Annotated in this window: 18 protein-coding genes and 1 pseudogene; 2 read left to right on the forward strand and 17 right to left on the reverse strand. The window is 59.5% G+C overall.

Annotated features, from left to right (window positions below; translation table 11 throughout):
- Positions 1–182: 182 nt before the first annotated feature.
- From WB650_RS01580 to WB650_RS01645, 14 genes are all read right to left on the reverse strand, one after another.
- The gene (locus WB650_RS01580) at positions 183–917 is read right to left on the reverse strand and encodes a hypothetical protein (protein WP_422302821.1); all 735 of its coding nucleotides are present in this window, start codon (positions 915–917) and stop codon (positions 183–185) included.
- A complete protein-coding gene (locus WB650_RS01585) occupies positions 893–3403 on the reverse strand; it encodes a helicase HerA domain-containing protein (protein ID WP_422302819.1) in 2511 nt (836 codons plus the stop codon). The genes WB650_RS01580 and WB650_RS01585 overlap by 25 nt, the downstream gene beginning before the upstream one ends.
- Before the next feature lie 15 nt (positions 3404–3418).
- Positions 3419–3748 (reverse strand): VirB3 family type IV secretion system protein, encoded by a 330-nt coding sequence (locus tag WB650_RS01590; protein ID WP_422302817.1) that lies wholly within the window; start codon positions 3746–3748, stop codon positions 3419–3421.
- 22 nt (positions 3749–3770) lie between these two features.
- The gene (locus tag WB650_RS01595; protein WP_422302815.1) at positions 3771–4094 is read right to left on the reverse strand and encodes a TrbC/VirB2 family protein; all 324 of its coding nucleotides are present in this window, start codon (positions 4092–4094) and stop codon (positions 3771–3773) included.
- A 17-nt stretch (positions 4095–4111) separates the two neighbouring features.
- Positions 4112–5071: a P-type conjugative transfer ATPase TrbB gene (gene trbB, locus WB650_RS01600; RefSeq protein ID WP_422302813.1), complete on the reverse strand. Its 960-nt coding sequence runs from the start codon at positions 5069–5071 to the stop codon at positions 4112–4114.
- The gene (locus WB650_RS01605; protein ID WP_422302811.1) at positions 5068–5550 is read right to left on the reverse strand and encodes a hypothetical protein; all 483 of its coding nucleotides are present in this window, start codon (positions 5548–5550) and stop codon (positions 5068–5070) included. Before WB650_RS01605 ends, trbB begins: the two co-directional genes overlap by 4 nt.
- Positions 5547–7532: a type IV secretory system conjugative DNA transfer family protein gene (locus WB650_RS01610; protein WP_423959175.1), complete on the reverse strand. Its 1986-nt coding sequence runs from the start codon at positions 7530–7532 to the stop codon at positions 5547–5549. Before WB650_RS01610 ends, WB650_RS01605 begins: the two co-directional genes overlap by 4 nt.
- Positions 7525–8304 (reverse strand): hypothetical protein, encoded by a 780-nt coding sequence (locus WB650_RS01615; protein ID WP_423959176.1) that lies wholly within the window; start codon positions 8302–8304, stop codon positions 7525–7527. Before WB650_RS01615 ends, WB650_RS01610 begins: the two co-directional genes overlap by 8 nt.
- Positions 8305–8501: 197 nt before the next feature.
- The gene (locus tag WB650_RS01620) at positions 8502–8876 is read right to left on the reverse strand and encodes a conjugal transfer protein TraD (protein ID WP_422304168.1); all 375 of its coding nucleotides are present in this window, start codon (positions 8874–8876) and stop codon (positions 8502–8504) included.
- 11 nt (positions 8877–8887) lie between these two features.
- On the reverse strand, positions 8888–9406 hold the full coding sequence (gene traF, locus WB650_RS01625; protein ID WP_423959177.1) for a conjugative transfer signal peptidase TraF: 519 nt from the start codon (positions 9404–9406) through the stop codon (positions 8888–8890).
- 269 nt (positions 9407–9675) lie between these two features.
- On the reverse strand, positions 9676–9957 hold the full coding sequence (locus WB650_RS01630) for a DUF2274 domain-containing protein (protein ID WP_422304251.1): 282 nt from the start codon (positions 9955–9957) through the stop codon (positions 9676–9678).
- A gap of 14 nt (positions 9958–9971) precedes the next feature.
- Complete coding sequence (locus WB650_RS01635) at positions 9972–11084, reverse strand: TrbI/VirB10 family protein (RefSeq protein ID WP_422304252.1); 1113 nt, start codon at positions 11082–11084, stop codon at positions 9972–9974.
- Between the two features lie 5 nt (positions 11085–11089).
- Positions 11090–12040, reverse strand: a complete 951-nt coding sequence (gene trbG / locus WB650_RS01640) for a P-type conjugative transfer protein TrbG (protein ID WP_423959179.1) — start codon at positions 12038–12040, stop codon at positions 11090–11092.
- Between the two features lie 11 nt (positions 12041–12051).
- Positions 12052–12717 carry a VirB8/TrbF family protein gene (locus tag WB650_RS01645; protein WP_422304254.1) on the reverse strand — a complete coding sequence of 222 codons (666 nt, stop codon included), beginning with the start codon at positions 12715–12717 and terminating at the stop codon, positions 12052–12054.
- Between the two features lie 181 nt (positions 12718–12898).
- Between WB650_RS01645 and WB650_RS01650 the strand changes: the two genes are divergently transcribed.
- Both WB650_RS01650 and WB650_RS01655 read left to right on the forward strand, forming a co-directional pair.
- Positions 12899–14077: an FAD-dependent monooxygenase gene (locus WB650_RS01650; protein WP_422304255.1), complete on the forward strand. Its 1179-nt coding sequence runs from the start codon at positions 12899–12901 to the stop codon at positions 14075–14077.
- Positions 14078–14206: 129 nt separating this feature from the next.
- Positions 14207–14641, forward strand: coding sequence for a hypothetical protein (locus tag WB650_RS01655; protein WP_422304256.1), 435 nt, complete (start codon positions 14207–14209; stop codon positions 14639–14641).
- 544 nt (positions 14642–15185) lie between these two features.
- Here the strand turns inward: WB650_RS01655 and WB650_RS01660 are convergent.
- From WB650_RS01660 to WB650_RS01670, 3 genes and pseudogenes are all read right to left on the reverse strand, one after another.
- Positions 15186–15644, reverse strand: a complete 459-nt coding sequence (locus WB650_RS01660) for a protein-disulfide reductase DsbD domain-containing protein (RefSeq protein WP_423959184.1) — start codon at positions 15642–15644, stop codon at positions 15186–15188.
- Positions 15645–15743: 99 nt separating this feature from the next.
- Positions 15744–15995, reverse strand: a pseudogene (locus WB650_RS01665) (redoxin domain-containing protein); the annotation flags it as partial.
- Between the two features lie 12 nt (positions 15996–16007).
- Positions 16008–16265, reverse strand: coding sequence for a hypothetical protein (locus WB650_RS01670; protein ID WP_423959182.1), 258 nt, complete (start codon positions 16263–16265; stop codon positions 16008–16010).
- Between the last annotated feature and the right edge of the window lie 168 nt (positions 16266–16433).

Genomic DNA, 16433 nt, shown 5'->3' on the forward strand with positions numbered 1-16433 from the left:
CGCCAATCCAGTCGGGCAGCGTGGGTGTTGATGTCGGTGAGACCGTAGTCTGGGAGGAATTGACTGTCTGTTCTTTGCGCGTGCACGCGACGAGACAGGCTGACAACGACGCGATGACACCAGCGAGGACTATCAGTTCCTTCATTCGTCGGAAATTCATGAGCAATTGAAGTCTCCGTTGATCATGGTTGCGGCGGAGTGCTTCCGACTGAACCGCTGAGCCAATCGGGAGTGCCGGGAGGTGAGGGAGCGGACAGAATAGCTTGTGCGGCGAGATTGCTTTGCACCTGCCCGTTGACTTGGTTCGCAGCCACGAGATTCTGCGAGTTCATCTCGGCCATCACGAGTTGCCGAAGTAGTTGAATTTGCTGCACCTGTGCCAGTGCGATTTCGTTGCTCACTTGAACCGCCTGCAGATTACCTATCGCCGTCTGGTTCTTCAGCTCAAGGTTTTGAAGGGTAGCCTGTTCAGCTTGGAAATTCTGGGCCTGGGCTTGCGCTGAAGCGAGTGCACCGTTGAGCGTGTCCAGCGTGGTATCGACGGAGACCTGCGGACTCTGGACTCCCGCGGTCGACGTGGCGTTGTAGCCCGGATAGAGCTGCTGGAACTGCTGCGTAAGGCCCTGAAAGGTATACGAGAGTCCTTCCTGCTGATTGATGAGATCGCCGAGGTTGGTAAGCAGATTCTGGTTGGACTGCCAGACACCTGCGCCGCCGCCAGTCGTGTTCTTGATCGCGTACTGTAGTTGTTGAGCGAGGTTCGTGACGGTAGCGGTTTCCTGCTGAAGCTGCTGGAGTTGGCGCGCGAACATATTCGGGTCGAAGACAATCTGCGAGCCGCCGAACTGTGCGCGGGCTCGTACGGGCAGGGTCATGCAGAGAACGACCGCCGCTAAATAGATGTATCTCCGTTGCATGTGCTTGCCTCCGATAAAATTTGCGGCCGATGGGATGGTTCGGTGTTCAGTTCATCGGCGGCCAGCTTGCACCAGCATTCGGACCAGTCATCCAGACCGCGGTCCCGGAGCCAATGTTCCGGCCAGTGCCGACCATGCTCTTCCCGCATCCGCTTGGCAGTCAGGAGTTCTTCCTTCGATCCTGCTCCGGTGAATGCTATCGCGACGGGTTCGACAGAGAGGTCGAAGAGGCGTCGTCCCATGGGTGATAGATAATAGTAGTGCCGCTTGGGAACGGCGTTCGCGACGATTTCGATCTGGCGGTTGCTCAGCCCAAGTTTTCGATAGAGCTCCCCGGTTGCGGGATTTAGCGCTTCTGGGTTCGGAAGAAGAATCTTCGTCGGGCATGACTCGAGAATCACGTCTCGAACTGGCGAGTTGGCGACCTCGGTGAGGCTCTGAGTGGCAAGAACCACCGCTGCGTTCTTCTTCCGAAGCGTGCGCAGCCATTCCTCGATTTTGGCCCCGAAGGCGCCGTTGGCGAGCATGACCCACGCTTCGTCGAGGACGATCAGTGTCGGTCTACCGTCGAGCCGCCGATCGATTGCATGAAACAGATAGGTGAGCACGGGTAGAAGCACCTGCTCTCCCAACGACATGAGCGTCTCGATCTCGAAGGTCTGAAAGCGGCCGTCATCGAGTCCGTCCTGGTCGGCGTCGAGGAATCTTCCGAGCGGTCCGGTAACGGAGTAGCGCCCGAGCGCGTCGCGAAGAGCGTGCTCCTGAACAGTGTTGATCAGATCCGTGACGGTTCGCGCGGACGATGGACTGCTCGCGAGCAGCTCGAGCGCGCGCCAAAGCGCCTTTCGATACTCCGGAAGCAAAGCGACGTTCTGGAGCCGCAGTAGGAGTTCCAGCCACTCGTGCGCCCACAGACGCTCGGTGTCGCGGTCGATCAGCGAAAAGGGACAAAACGAAATGTCTTCGAGCCCTAGGTCGTAGTGATTTCCGCCAGCGGCGCTTGTCAAAACGTACGCGGAGTATCCCTTGTCGAAGGCGAACACCTGTGCGTTGGGATAGCGGAAGAACTGCGCCATCAGAAGTGCGAGCAGCGTGCTCTTTCCCGAACCTGTTGGACCGAAGACCAGCGTGTGGCCAACATCGCCGACGTGGATATTCAGGCGAAACGGTGTCGCACCAGTCGTCGCCGCGTAGCAGAGTGACGGGCTGGCTTGCGGATAAAACGGGCACGGGTTGCGCTCCTCGCCTGGCCACGCGCTGGTGAGCGGCAGAAGGTCCGCGAGATTTCGCGAGTGTAGCAACGGCCTGCGGACATTGTAGTGACCGTGTCCGGGAAGCGAACCAAGAAATGCCTCGTTGGCGTTGATGTGTTCGATGCGCGCGTCGAAGCCGTGGTGCTGAAATTGTTTGAGAACCTCCTGGGCGTTCGTATCCGCCGTCTGTGGATCGTCTTCGGTCACGACGACCGCGGTGGTGTAGAAGCAATATCGAACCAGTGCGTCTTGTGCTTCGGCGACGGCGTTATCCGCGTCGGTCGCCATTTGCAGAGCGTGTTGGTTTTGAAAAGCCGCTGTGGTGCCGGAACCGAAGGTCTCCTTCAGAATCCCGGCGAAGCCGAGCCTCTTCTGAAACCAATTCCGCCGCCAGACAGAGAGTTCGCGCACGGCAGTTTGCGGATCGAGGAAGATAGCGCGCGTTGACCATCGATACGGAATCGCCAGCTCGTTGAGAAACGCCGTGACTTCGGCGTGCGATTCAAGCGGAAAGCCCGCGGGTGCGACGAGTCGAATATGCCGGCCGCCAACGGCGGGTTTGAAGCCGCTCACGAACCGATGATTTCCAAGGAGGGCGTCCAGGTAGTTGGCAAACTTCGGTGCTCGACGATATTCAAGGCGGCCTATGATGCAGGCATTCAGGTGGGTCAGAAGGGTTGCGTCATCCATCCGGACGACGCGCAAGCTTGCACTGAGGGCATCCTGGAACTCGGCAACGGTCCGCTGGAAAGAGTCGAGCATGCGGCTCCAATCCGTCGTCGTGGCGTTGTCCGAGAAGAACAGACGCGCGGCTCTTCGGTGCAGGTCGGGCGGAGGCCTGAAGGTGGTTGTTAACGCGAAACTGGTTTCGAAGTGGCGCCGCTCGGCCGTGTAATGAATCTGGCGTTCGCGATCGATCAGCCTGGTCGTCGGATCAGGGAATTCACCGTCCTCGGGATAGCTGGCGCTCTCGTGGCGGATCAAATCAACGTTCAGCATCCAGCCGTCACCAAAGCGGGCCAGCGCCGAATTCACGTGCTGGGTTAGCGACGCGAGTTCTTCCGGACTAGATGAGTTCAAATCGGGACCGGCGTACGCAAATCCGGCGAGCAGGGCTCCGTCCTTCATGAGAATGGTGCTGGGTGCGACGAACGCAGCATAATTCAGCAGGTCTGGAAGGCCGACTGCGTGGTCTGGCGTTTTTCGAAGCTTCTTAAACTCTGGCAGCAACATCGTAAGTACTCCGTGTCAGCGACGAATCTCGCGAGGTGTCGGCACAGATGAATGAACGCGCGCTGGCGGCGCGGCGACCGAGGTGCGAGGCGGGTAAACGCGCTGATATCGCACGTGCCGCAAGTAAACTCGGCTCAGTTCGGGATCGAACTTCGCGGCCTGCGTCAAAGCCCAATGCCCGATTGTGACGAGCATCGCGCTTGTGGCGATTGTGTACCAGTGCAGTCCGCCGCCAAAAAGAATTCCGGCCGCCATGATCCAATTGGCGAGTGCTGGCGCTCTTTCGGCTCCCGCGAGGAGCATCGGGCGCGTGAGCGACTGGTGGATGGTGGCGCGGTAGATCATCTCGATTCCCTTGGAGAGCTGGTCAGAGTAAAGCGCCTCCGCCCAGCGGAAACAGCGCGGTCATGAGCTGGGTCGCGCCGAGCGCGGCGGCCCCGCCAAACGCCAGCGAGGACATCTTGCGCACGCCGGTGCCATGCTCACTGAATGACCACGTCAGTCCGGTTCCTATGATTGCCGCGGTCGTGACTGCGTGCGCGACCGGACCCTGAAGATCGGTTTGGAGCGTGTTCAGCGGTTGATCCCAAGGAAGCGCTCCACCAGCAGCGATTGCCGCGTAAACTTTGATCGGCATGAGCACGAACACGGCAGTCCAGAATTGAACAATTCGTCTATAGAGTCGCGACATGATTTTGGCTCCTTCAGCTAAATTGCTGACGCAAATTTGAAACCGGCGTTTTGGCTATACCCTTCGACGTGTACAAGCTCGGTAAGGCGACGCCCCGTAATCGACGTGCGCTCCATGAATGCGAGCAAGTTGACCGCCTCCGCGATCAATTGAGGTTGTGCGGGCACGCCGGCCTCTTCGACGAGGCTGAGAAGGCGCAGTAGGGCCGCGGAAGCGCTGTTGGCGTGTAGCGTGGTGATGCCGCCCGGATGTCCGGTGTTCCAGGCCTTCAGCAAGGCGAGCGCTTCCTTGCCGCGAACCTCGCCGATGATGATCCGGTCTGGTCTGAGTCGCATGGTTGCGCGCACGAGCCGAGTCATATCCGCGGCGTCGGTGGTATGAAGTTGGAGAGCGTTGCGCGCGGCGCATTGAAGCTCCAACGTGTCCTCGATGATGACGAAGCGCTCGGCCTGATCGCCCAGACTGACCATCTCGTGAATGAGTGCGTTGACGAGCGTGGTTTTCCCGGAGCCGGTTCCGCCTGCGATCACGATGTTCCGGCGCTTGGCGATGGCATCTCGCAAAACGATCGCTTGGGCGCGGGTTACGATGTTGTCTTTTATGTAATGGTCGAGCGTGTAGAGGACCGACGCGCGCTTTCTGATCACGAAGCATGGCGACGGCGCGATGGGCGGAAGCAGCCCCTCGAAACGACTGCCGGTGAGCGGAAGCTCGCCCTCGATGATCGGATTCTGCGGATTTGCGACCGCGTTGAGCGCCGCTGCAACCGTGCCGATCAGATTTTCTGCTTGCGTTGGCGCCATCGATGCGTCGGTCTGCGACATCCCGGCTGTGTGGGACTCAACCCAGATCCGACCATCCGGGTTGAGAATGATTTCGATCACGTCGGGATCGGACAGAGCCTTGAGGACTACTGGCCCGAGCTCGCGCCGGAGTTTCTCTGAAAGGCGTGCGGTCTGAACGTCGCGAGGTGTCATGCCGCGTCCTCCTCGCGCGTTTCTGGGTGGTGGTTCTGAAGCCAAGCTTCGGGAGGTGGCGCGCCGAGCTGGTCGAGAACTTCCTTAACCGCAGCTCGCCAGTTCGCGTAGCGGCGCTCACCGCTCGAGATGGCGTCCGATCGATTGGCCTCGGGGACTTCGGGCGTGTGAACCAAATTGCTGAGCACGAAGCGATCGAACATCGCCGTGAGAACCATCAGCTGTTTCGACAACTGCCTGCTTGCGCCGGAGGTCCGTTTCTCGATTTCAGCGGCGATGTGCTCCTCAGTGTCGCGGAGCAGCGCACTGAAAGGAGGGGAACTCTCCGTGCTGGTTTTCGGAAGCGGCACCGCTTCAACGTGGTAATCGAGTAGGCAATCGGTGACGTAGCTCGATAGAGAACGCCTGCGCTTCGCAGCCTCGCGGCGCAAGTAATCGAGTTGGCCCTCGCTCAAATAGACGGTAATTCGTGGTCTCACAGGAGCCTCGCGGAGTCGGAAATGTCCTGAACCGATTTTGCTGAGCTGTTGAGAATCGGCGCGTGCGAAACACTCTTGCCGCAGTGGTTCGCTTCGGTGGCAATTCCTTCGACTTCTCTTAGGCGATCGCTCACCTCGGGTGGTGGAATTTGCACGCGCCGGGCAAACTCCGGGAGCTTGTAGTATCTGAGCTTGCTTGCCCTGGCGGTTGGCATCCCGGTGCTGAACACAAGAGCCGCGTCTTCGGAGAGGCGCATTGCTTCGTCGGTGGTCAACAGCGGACGCGAGATCTCGGGTTCCGAAATTGAAGTTCCTGAGTTGGAGAAGGTGCGCTGCGCGTGCTTGACGGTCGCCTCGCCCGCCATTTGTGACAGTAAGCGCGCTGTTTCGACGCGGTTCGGGGTGAACGCGACTCGTGTGTGACAGTTGCTCGTGATCGCTTCGTCGTGACCATATGCTGCGTGAATCTGGCTCAAGTCCTGGGCGATGAGACAGGCGCGAAGTCCGTAGCCCGCGATCAACGCGAGCGCGTCGGAGAAAACTTCCAGCCGGCCGAGTGCCGGAAATTCGTCCAGCATCAGCAATAGTTGATGTTTGTAGTCCGCGATGGCTTTTCCGTCGCGGTAGTTCATTGTGGTCGTGAGGGTGCGGACGATCTGGTTTAGAATCAGCCGCATCAGCGGTCGAAGCCGGTCGCGGCTGGAGAGAGGCACGACGAGGTAAAGCGAGACCGGACGGGCGTGATTCATGAGATCTGAGATCCGGAATTCCGATCTTTCTGTGTTCGCCGCCACGACCGGATCGCGGTAGAGGGAAAGGAACGACATGGCGGTTGAGAAAACGCCGGAGCGCTCGTTCTCGCTCTTGTTGAGGAGCTCGCGCATGCTCTCGGCGACGATCGGATGCGTGCGAATCGGCTCGCCGCGATAGCTTCGCCAGCGCATCGAACCATCGGGGTCGTGCTCCGTAGAGAGCATCCGCTGGATAGTCTCAGGCATCGCCGCGCTGGGATCGCTCAGCACACCTGCGACGCCGCGAAGCGTCTTGTTCGGCTCCGCATAGAGCACGTGAAGAATGGTCCCGGTGAGCAGCGCGGCGCCGGTTTTGACCCAGTGATCGTGGAGGCCGCGACCGTCGGGGTCGACGATCATGTGCACGATGTTCTGAACGTCTTCGGCTTCGTGCTCGGTTCTGAGGCGCACCTGTTCGAGCGGGTTGTACTTGACGCTCGTGCCCGTGGTGTTGGTCGGATCGAACTTCAGGCAAACGTGGCCCATCTGCTTCCGCCAGCCCGCGGTGAGCGCCCAATTTTCGCCCTTGAGGTCGTGAATCAGCGCAGAATGAGGCCAAGTCAAAAGAGTGGGTACGACTACTCCGGCGCCTTTTCCGCTGCGAGTCGGAGCGAAGACCAGCACGTGGCCGGGGCCGGTATCGCGGAGGAAGCGAATTCGCGAGCTACCCTCCCAGCGAGCCAGATAGATTCCAGCGCTATGCGTTCGAGATTGAATGCGCAGGAGATAACGACCCAAACGCCGAACAATCGTGCGTGGCGGCAACAACCCGGCTCTTCGCAGGTCGCGGCTCGTGGCCCAGCGGGCGGAACCGTGAAGATCGGCGCGCCTTCCGAATACGTCGCCCCGTATGATTGCGATGACGCCGATGGCGGCCGGCGCGATCAGCGCCATCGGGTAGACGGCGGTACGCAGGCACGTGACCCAAATCGGCCAAAGTTGCGGAACTGAATGCCATCTTGCGGCCCAGACGAGCCATTCCCAAGGCAGGTAGAGTCGGCCGATTCGGGGCAGTCGGATGAACTCCGAGCCGAGATAAGTCGAGTGGGCGAGCATGGCTGCAGCGTGCTGAGCTGCCACGGAATTGGTGGCAACAAACGCGAGTGCGATCGCGGTTCCCGCGAGCGCTTTGATTCGTCGCAAGTCGCCGGATGACGCATGCGGCGGTCGATACGGACGGTGCTCAGCCACGTTCCACCTCCCGGCCGTGATCGCGTTTGCGGCCACGTGACTTCTGGATATCGTTGTCGCGTTGCATGCGACGAAGTTCGCGCTCCCAATCCTGTTTGAGTTCCCAAGTCATTTCGCCGCGTTTCGAAGCCAATCCGAGCCGTTCCAGAGCGCGAAGGCGGCGCACTTCCTGGCCGTAGCGTTCGCGCTGCCACTCACTGAGCGCGTTCAAATCGCCGTGGTAGGAGACCCTCGAATCTCCGCCGCTGCGCTGCTTGATGGACCAGTCGAGGTCGGTCCACCTGCTTTGGTCGATGACCTTCTCGCGAGCAGCTAAGACTTCGCGCTCCGGCCTCAAGCCGAGCACTCGTTGCGCGATTTCCTGGCTACGCGCGCGAATGCCCGACTTCACATATTCGCTCGCGATCTCCAGCTTCTGGCCATGCTCGTCTCGCCCTCGGATCAGGAGATGAACGTGGGGATTATCAGTGTTGTTGTGATCGATTCCGATCCACTCGAGACGCGTTTCGAGATCGCGTTCCATTGACGCCACGAGATCGCGTGCGTGCGTTTCGAGATCGAGTCGCGAAGCGTCTTCGGGTGAGACGATCAGGCGCCACATAATCTGGTCTCCGCTCTTTTCCCAGCCACGAACTGTGGTCACAACGTCGAGGCCGTCCGCTGCCGAGTCGAATCCGATCCCGTGCGCTTGCTGACGCTGTGCGCCTTCTCGGGTCAGGTAACGCGCGTGAGCGGTCCAACGACCGGTTCGATCGTTTCGCGAGTACGACACCTTGACCACGCTTCTTCGCGTGTGAAGCTTGCCGCGAGACCCGATGCCAGCGCTGCCTCGGCGCGTTGATGCGCGTTGGACTCGGCCGACTCGCTCACCTGCGAGCTTCCACCATGGCGTTGCCCTGTGCTCGCGACCGCGGGCGTGACGGACGAGAATCTCGACCTCTTTGCGATCTATGAAGCGTCTGCGGCGCATCATCTCGCTCCGTCCAGGGCGGCATTGAGCGCGGGGACAAGCGCTGATCGATCCGATGGTGCGGGCGAGCCAAGCGCGTCGACGATTCGGGCGATTTGCTCGCTGCTGAGCGTCAGGTTGTGCAGGTTGTTCGCGCGCAGCCACGAATTGAATGCGCGCTTTTCAGCGCCGCGTTCATCGAGTTTCTTGCGGCCGAGAGATGCAAGTTGGCGGCGCAGTTCGACGTTCGAATTCGAGAGATCGCTGGCGATCTTGAGCAACGCTCCAAGCAGGAGATCCGGTGGCTCCGAATCCAGCCCGGCGATCGCGACGAGGCCGCCGAGATTGGTGAGGTGATGGACTCTTAATCCTTGCTCTCTGGAGTGCGTCGCCATAACAAGTTTCCTCATTTCGCGGGCGTGAATCGGCCCAACGTGAACACAGGTTCCACGGCTCCGAGAACAGCGTTGACCGGTACTGGTCCGAAGTATCGGGAGTCCCAACTGCGCGCGTCGTGGAGCCCGAAGAGCCACACTTCATTGGCCGTGGTTTCGTAGCTCCCGCGCGGCAGAGTTCGTACCGCGCGTCCGCGACTATCACGTAGACGCATTGAACTCTGCGGCAATGCGGTGCCGTTCACGTGAATCTCTTCCGACGATAGATCGACGCGGTCGCCGGCCAACGCGCCGATGACTTTGATCACTGGCTCCGCGCCATTCGGACATTCGCCTGAAGCAAGGTATCCGCGGGCCATTCCATAGCTCGCGATCGCTTCGGGCAGGCATGCTTCGACCAGTTCGCCGCGCGCGAGAGGTTGGTGAACGACGTGGTAGATTCCGATCGGACAGGAGCTGTCCGTCACGACGAAAATGAGGCCGCCTGCGCGCGTTGCGGCGGCGAGCAGCATTATAAGAATCGCGCCCATCGCGAGCCATATGACTTGCTCGCAGAGGAGCCGGAAAGTGGCTCCGGGAGCGCGCTTGAGAGTGTGAATCTGCTGGCTTGATGGGGCGGGTCGGGGTCTACCGCGCAACACCTCGCGCACCGTGCGCTGACCGTGCGAAAACCCGAAGGGATTCGCGGAAAATGTGCGCGCGGTACTGTACCTTGCCGTGTTCACTTTATCTTGCCCTATGACCGACCCGCCCCATCTCTGACTCCACGCCATTTCCAACTCCGTACCTCCCGCGTTACTCAGGCTGACGCCTCTCCGTTGATTTGGACCGCTCTCTGAGATCCGTGCACGCTTCGCTGCAACGCTGGTCTCTGATCGCGCCTCTGCCACCGCCTGAACTGACGGTCGCTCTCCATGAACTGCGCCAGCATCTCGACGGCGATCTCCCTGGCCTCTACCTCGCGCCCGGAACCCTCGTGCACGAAAGCCACGTACTGGTCGAGCCTCGCCTTCAGTCCGGCGGGCACGACCAGGCGCAACTGAACCGGAGGCAACTCTTTTTCTCGCAGCTTGAGTTTCATTGTTGGTTCGCTCCCTAGTTCTTGTACGGACCCGGCATTACGAGGTCCTGTGTCACGATCACGTTGAACTGGTAACCGGGCCGGATGGTTAGCGTGGGCGGACGATTCATTCCTTGCTGCAGCGACTGCTGCCCGACTTGTCCGAGCTGTCCGCTCACTCCTGTGCCCGCGGCCTCGCCCGCCATCGCCCACTGACTCGGCGGCGCATAACCGTAGGGCGAGTAAGTCCCGCTTCCGAAAGAACTGATCTGTCCGACCATCTGGCCGGCGCTGATGGTACTCATCAGGATCGCGGTCCCGAATGTGCGCAGGTAGTGGTTATCGACCTGGTCGGAGAATCCGACGTAGCCGCTCTGATCGGCGCCCGGCATGCCCGCGATGTCCATGCTGGAAGTGTTAGGGAAGATCAGCCGTTGCCATGCGATCTGCACACGCTGTTGTCCGTAAGCTGAAGCATTCTGGTACGAGCCGAGCAGCCTGCTGCCTTGGGGGAGGAGCAGATAGCGGCCGGTCGCGGAGTCAAAGACGTTCTCTCGTACCTGGGCGACGATCGGTCCCGGCAGGTCCGAGTCGATGCCGCTTACGAGCAGCGCCGGGATCACGTTTCCAGCAATGACGGTGTACGGCGAAGGAGCCGGATGAAGTCGGATCGCAGGCGTGCCCCCGGAATCGCCGAAAGCGACACTTGAGCCGCCGCTCTGGCTTTGAGTCTGCGGGAGTTCCAGCGCGGAGCTGTGGAACGCAGCGACGATCTGCGGCGACTCCAGCGCCTTCATGTACTTCTGCTCGGCCCATTGCTCGTATGGGCTGGGGTTGTGGGGCGGTTGCTGGGTCATGACGACCGGGAGCTTCGCCGGCGGTGGCGATAACGGAAGAGCGGGTGCGGTGTCTGGAACCTTCCCGCCGTGCGAGAGGAGATCGGCGACCTCGCCCTTGTTGGCAGTCTCGCTGGCATCTCCTGGGTCAGAGGAGGCGCTCGACTGACTTGAGACGCCGGATGATTGCACGCCCGCGGCGAGCACGATTCCCATCACAATCGCGAGGACGAGGACCAGCACTGCAAGCAGCCAGTTGAGACGGCCACCGCCTTCCTCGGCTGGGAGCTCGTGTTGCTCAGCTTGCGACATGGCGCTCACCTCGCTCCTCCCGTGTAGGCGACGCTCACACGGTCCTGCTCGCGTCCGACGCCGGCGACCATCACGGCGTTGTCGAAGAGCCGGTCGACCACGTAGTAGTTGCCGCGCACGCGATAATTGACCATCTGGTTTCCGCCCGAGGCGGCGATCAAAAGCGCGGGTGCATCGGCGGTCTTCATAGTGGGAGGCATCTGGATGTACACGTGGGCGCCGTCGTCGAACGCGCGCACGGGACGCCACGGCACGTCGGGTCCGGCAATCTTGTACGAGAAATTGAGATCCGCTGGATCGGCCGACTTGAGGCTGGCGACAACGACGCCGTCGCTGCCGCTCGCATGGTCCACTCCTGTCTGGCTCGTCTGTCTGTCGGCGTCTCTCATCGCAGCGAGCAGCTCATCCGGATAGTAGAACTCGACCTGCTCGACACCGTGCCCCGGCCTCGATCGCAGATTCAGGTGATAGATGTGGCGCGTGGTGTAAATCGCAAGATTGGTTCTGATGCCGGGCGCTTGCGGCTTGATCGCCACATGAGGAACCGGGTTCCTGGGGTCACCGGAAGCGGCCGGTGTGGCTTGCCAGCGTTCGGAGTCGCCCATCACGACGTCGGTGATGGTTTCTCCGGATTGAAGCTGAATGTCGGTCGATCGGAGCGGCTCACAATCGATGACAGGGTCCGGGCGTTCGCCGTAGGGGTAAAGCTGAGTCTGATCGGTCCTGAACACTTGCCATGATCCGTCCTGCTCGTGCTGCTTGACGGCTGCTCGGACGTCGGGCGGTTGTTGTGCGAGCAGGTCTTCGGCGGTGGGTGGTGTCGCCGTGGCCTCGGCCTCGGGCGCATCTTGGGGAACGATCTCAAGCGGCGGCGGCGGAGTGGGTTGCTTTGCGGCGCAAGCACTAAGCGCCAATGCTCCAAACAACAGGGCCCCGATAATTGCAAGGCGGTTCATCTCGGTGCTCCTCAGCTCTGCTGCTCGGCCCAACTGAGCCGCGTTACATAAAATCCCAGAGGATTGCTGATGATGGTGTCGGTCGAGTTCTGCGGCGAAATCTCGGTTTCGAGGATCGACTCCCAATGACTGGTCCCGAGCGGCGCACCGCTCATATCGAGGGCGGTCTCGCTCCACCGGACCTCGTAACTCTTCGGCGAAGCTTGGAGGATCGATTCGATCTGGACACTGACGGTCTGGTGTTTCACAAGCTGGAACGGGTTCTTCGCGAAGTCATCAGCGTGGAAGTACGACTCGAGGAATTTGTTCGCCGCGCCGTGTGCATGTGCGAGCAAGTCGTTCAGCATGGTTTGTTCCACGGCCGGATCGCTGCAGACGGATCGCGCGTTGCGGATGAACGCGGCGATCTCGTATCGCTTCATGCGTTCGACCGTTGCCGGCGTGTTCGATGCGGTGAGTGCGGTCGGGATCGTGATGGCGTAGCCGAGCTTGTCGACTTCGACCACGAATGGGATCACTTTGGTTTGCGCGCTCATCCAGACGATGCCGAGAGCGAGAATTAGGCTCAGGAGCATCAGGCCGGCTGAGGTGATCTGCCAGTTGCGTTTTCCGAGAACGAGGTCGCCGTAGCGTTCGTCCCACTCCCGTCGTGCCTGAAGATAGAACTCGCTGTCCATGCGGTGCTGCTCCGAGTCGTTGCTGTTCCGTGCAGGTGCCACTTGTAGCGGTGAGCAAAACACGATCCATTTCCCTGGAGTCCCTGAATGTGATCGAAGTAGTCGCGCGCGGATGACGCGTTGATTTACAATTCCTCTCGGAGGGAAAGCCTGATATTCGTCCGGCATGCGCCAGAAGAGAATGCTGATAGTCGGCGCTGGTATCGGCGGACTTACACTGGGATTAGCTGCTCGACATCGGGGACTGTTGGTCGATGTCGTTGAGCGCGCGGGTTCTTTCAATCCGGTTGGGGCGGGAATCGGGCTCGCAGCCAACGCGCTTGCATGTTTGGATCTCTTGGGGCTGAGGGAAGAAATTCTGGCAAGCGGTCATCAGTTCGAGCTCGCGCGCGTTACAGACGATCGAGGGCGTGAGATCAATTCGACAGAATTCGCTGACCTCGGTCTGAAGATCTTGGGAGTCGCGATGCATCGCGCTGTTTTACACAACCTGCTTCTGAGAAACGCAGAGGGTATTGAGATCAGGCTTGGGACGACCGTTGATTCGGTGGACATCTCGGCGGATTTGTTAAGCGTATTCTTCAGCGATGGGTCGCGTGGAAACTACGATGTGGTTGTCGGCTGCGACGGCGTGCATTCGCGCGTTCGAAGATTACTGTTCAATGCACGTGAACCAAAATACGTCGGTTACTTCTCTTGGAGAACAATCGTACAGCGCCCAAGGGCGGTCGAATGTCCGATCGAGATGTGGGGGCGGGGGCGCCGGCTTGGCCTTGTACCTATCAGTGAAGATGAACTCTATTGCTTCACTACCCTCAATGGTCCCCCGGTCGGACGCGACTCTTCAGGAGACCCGCCCGAAAAAAGGGTCGCGCGTTTCCACAGTGAGTTCAGGAATTTCCGAGGTTCCGCACCGGCAGTTTTGGAGCAGGTCGTAGAGGCTGCGCAGCTAGTTCCGACCGATCTGGAGAACGTGGTGCTTAGTAGCTGGGTGAAAGGGCGGGTTGCATTGCTTGGAGATGCCGCGCACGCGATGACGCCGAATCTCGGTCAGGGGGCGGCGATGGCCATTGAAGATGCAATCGTGCTGGCGCGATTGCTGGCGGAAAATCGCAGCGTCGAAGAGGCATTCGGAAGATATCAATCTATTCGCTTCAAGCGCGTGAATCTGATGCAGAGACGTTCGCGTCTGTTCGGAGTCATGGCTCAGTTCGAGGCGAGTATAGCATGTGCGATTCGTGATACCGCTCTTCGTCTAGTGCCTCTGAATCTGGGGAAGCGAAAGGCCGTTTACGAGATGATGAAGGTTGTCGAGGCGGAGAAGGCGCGCGCTCAGCATTCGACAGCCATACCTGCATAAGCGACTTGAGCGATTGGAATTGAGCAACCGCTTCTGGGCGTTTGTGCTCGCAGTGCTGAGCGGAACAGCCCCGACCGGTAGATAAAAAACGTGCTGCATCCACGATGGCGACAGAAGCTCTCTGAACGGTTGTCCTACCCTATCGGCGCGGAGCTGTTGAGCCAGGAGCTCGAAAAGCAACCTGAACTACCGGAGCTTGAACTGCGCTTCACCTCGAGCCCCATACTCAGCGAGTCCGATTTCCGACGAATGCTCGAGAACCGGCGGCCGTATGTTGTGCTCCGCGTGCAATTTGTGCGCTGGGACAAGCGACTGAGCTACGGCGATGACCAGTGGATTCAAGAGTATCTTCGAGGCAAGTGGACTCTCGATGTCTTTCCCGTGCTTCGATCGTTGAAATCGAGGGTCAAGGAGAAACTGACGAGCGAGGCGCTGCCACAAGTCGCGGCTTGGATGACGAAACCTCGCGAGCCAGCGTGGTACTACGGTCGAAAAGAGTTCGATGTGGTATTTCAACCCGAGGAAGGCGCTGTTGAGTTTCGCGAGCGCGAGATGTCGCATTAGGGAAGTAGGGCGCCTCGATGATTTCGATGCTCCGTGGCCAACACCGTTTTTGACGTTTTTCACACCTGGCTGGACGTCGAACAGATCTGAAAAATCGCTGGCGACCGCCGACTGTAGACCCCCTTAGCTGGACGTCAGTTTCTGGCAAATTTCTGTCAAAGTTGCCGGGAGAGCGGTCAAAATCGAGGTCAAAGGCGGGAAGTCGAAAATTAGAAAATCCTTATAGCTCAAGGATTTTCATCCTCGGGTTTCCCTGGCTCACCCTGGTCGGCGCCCTTCCCAAGCTGGACGTCGCCGGTTCGACCCCGGTCGCCCGCTCCACCAACTCTCCTTGTAGAATCAGCAGTTTGTGACGATCGTCGGCTTCCGCCGTCAGAGTGGAAGGTTTGCGACCTCTTGGACCTTCCGGTGACTCTAGAACGAAAGATCGCGACTTCGCGTGCGGCTGTCACTCGGTCCCGGCTGTATTCTTGGGCGCATTTGTTACCGGCTGCCGTGCGTTTCCGAATCTTAGTTGGTCAAGCCGCTCAGCTCTAACGGTTGTCTATGATCGAGTTCCGGTCGAAGGCTTGGGCGCCGCCGATGCCATTGGCTCGATCCTGAAAGGAATCTCGAACGTGACCGATTGCGGGATCTTGCAAATCTGCTCGCTACATTCCTGAAAGCTGAGTTTTCCCTTTAGTTTGTAGTCGCCCGGCTTCAGTCCGCGTCTCGCGAGAATTTTTCCCTTGACTCGGAAGTTGCCCGCGTAGACGGGAAGTGTCTCGCCGATATTGAGGAAGGCGACCTTCTTTGGATCTGGATATTCGAACGACTGCTCGGCGACGCAGTCGCTGTCAAACACGATCGTCGTCGGAGTGTAGTTCGCCGGAAGTGGCTGTCCGTAAATGTGCCAGCCCTTTGCAATTGTGAACTGGGCGGCTACTCCGATTTCCTGGCCGGCGACCGCGTGATCGGTCGAAGGGGTGATCACGATTCGGATGTCCCCGGCTGCTAGCGACACTGATTGAGTATTCGTGTCCGCGCCGAATTCATTAAGCAGGATCTCTGACGAGGCTACTCTTGTCTGATAGTCGGGCAGGAAGTACTTGGCCTTGATTACACCATCGGGCGAAATCAGGTAGTCACCGGGGAACGGAATGCCGAAGAACGGATGATCCTTCGGGACATTCGGATTGAGGATTCCGAACTCGCGAATGACGACGCTACCCTTGTCGGATAGGCAGGGGTAACCAAGTTGATGAGCGGCGCTGAAGCGCTGCAGAATATCCTGAGAATCGTAGGTAATGGCCGCGATCCTTACACCCTGCTTTTCGAAGCCCTGGTGCGATTGTTCCAGCTCCACGAGCTGGCTTCTACAGTAGGGTCACCAATCGGCGCTTCGACTAAAGACCAGAAGAAGGCCCGAAGGGCCGGTCAGATCGCGAAACGTTCTTCGATTACCGTCCTGATCCGCAAGCGCGAAGTCCGGTATTTTCTCTCCGACCTTAAGGCCGGTGGTTGCGCCGTCGTTCTGGGCTTTCACGAAGTCCTGAAACTCGCTTGGAGCGATCTTCTCGCCGCTGCGCATTTTTTTCAGGACCTGGGTGAGAACCTCGCCCTTGCTGGAATTCGAATCAGGCATTTGTTTTCTCCTGTGCAGACACCCACTGGGCTCCTGCCAATAGTCCCGCGATCGCCGAAAGAATGGCGGCAATCATAATTCTCTTGATATCAAAGTTCGATCGCGGGGTCATATCTCTCGTATTAGCAGAGCTTTGCGGTCATGAAGATAATCCACGAGTCGCACGCT

The organism is Binatus sp. (SeqCode) (assembly GCF_049584895.1).
GTDB lineage: Bacteria > Desulfobacterota > Binatia > Binatales > Binataceae > Binatus.

Bases quoted from the DNA above. Each gene is read 5' to 3' on its own strand.
- WB650_RS01580 (WP_422302821.1), bottom strand. From the start codon at position 917: ATGCAACGGAGATACATCTATTTAGCGGCGGTCGTTCTCTGCATGACC.
- WB650_RS01585 (WP_422302819.1), bottom strand. From the start codon at position 3,403: ATGTTGCTGCCAGAGTTTAAGAAGCTTCGAAAAACGCCAGACCACGCA.
- WB650_RS01590 (WP_422302817.1), bottom strand. From the start codon at position 3,748: ATGATCTACCGCGCCACCATCCACCAGTCGCTCACGCGCCCGATGCTC.
- WB650_RS01595 (WP_422302815.1), bottom strand. From the start codon at position 4,094: ATGTCGCGACTCTATAGACGAATTGTTCAATTCTGGACTGCCGTGTTC.
- trbB (WP_422302813.1), bottom strand. From the start codon at position 5,071: ATGACACCTCGCGACGTTCAGACCGCACGCCTTTCAGAGAAACTCCGG.
- WB650_RS01620 (WP_422304168.1), bottom strand. From the start codon at position 8,876: ATGGCGACGCACTCCAGAGAGCAAGGATTAAGAGTCCATCACCTCACC.
- traF (WP_423959177.1), bottom strand. From the start codon at position 9,406: ATGGGCGCGATTCTTATAATGCTGCTCGCCGCCGCAACGCGCGCAGGC.
- WB650_RS01630 (WP_422304251.1), bottom strand. From the start codon at position 9,957: ATGAAACTCAAGCTGCGAGAAAAAGAGTTGCCTCCGGTTCAGTTGCGC.
- WB650_RS01635 (WP_422304252.1), bottom strand. From the start codon at position 11,084: ATGTCGCAAGCTGAGCAACACGAGCTCCCAGCCGAGGAAGGCGGTGGC.
- trbG (WP_423959179.1), bottom strand. From the start codon at position 12,040: ATGAACCGCCTTGCAATTATCGGGGCCCTGTTGTTTGGAGCATTGGCG.
- WB650_RS01645 (WP_422304254.1), bottom strand. From the start codon at position 12,717: ATGGACAGCGAGTTCTATCTTCAGGCACGACGGGAGTGGGACGAACGC.
- WB650_RS01650 (WP_422304255.1), top strand. From the start codon at position 12,899: ATGCTGATAGTCGGCGCTGGTATCGGCGGACTTACACTGGGATTAGCT.
- WB650_RS01670 (WP_423959182.1), bottom strand. From the start codon at position 16,265: ATGCCTGATTCGAATTCCAGCAAGGGCGAGGTTCTCACCCAGGTCCTG.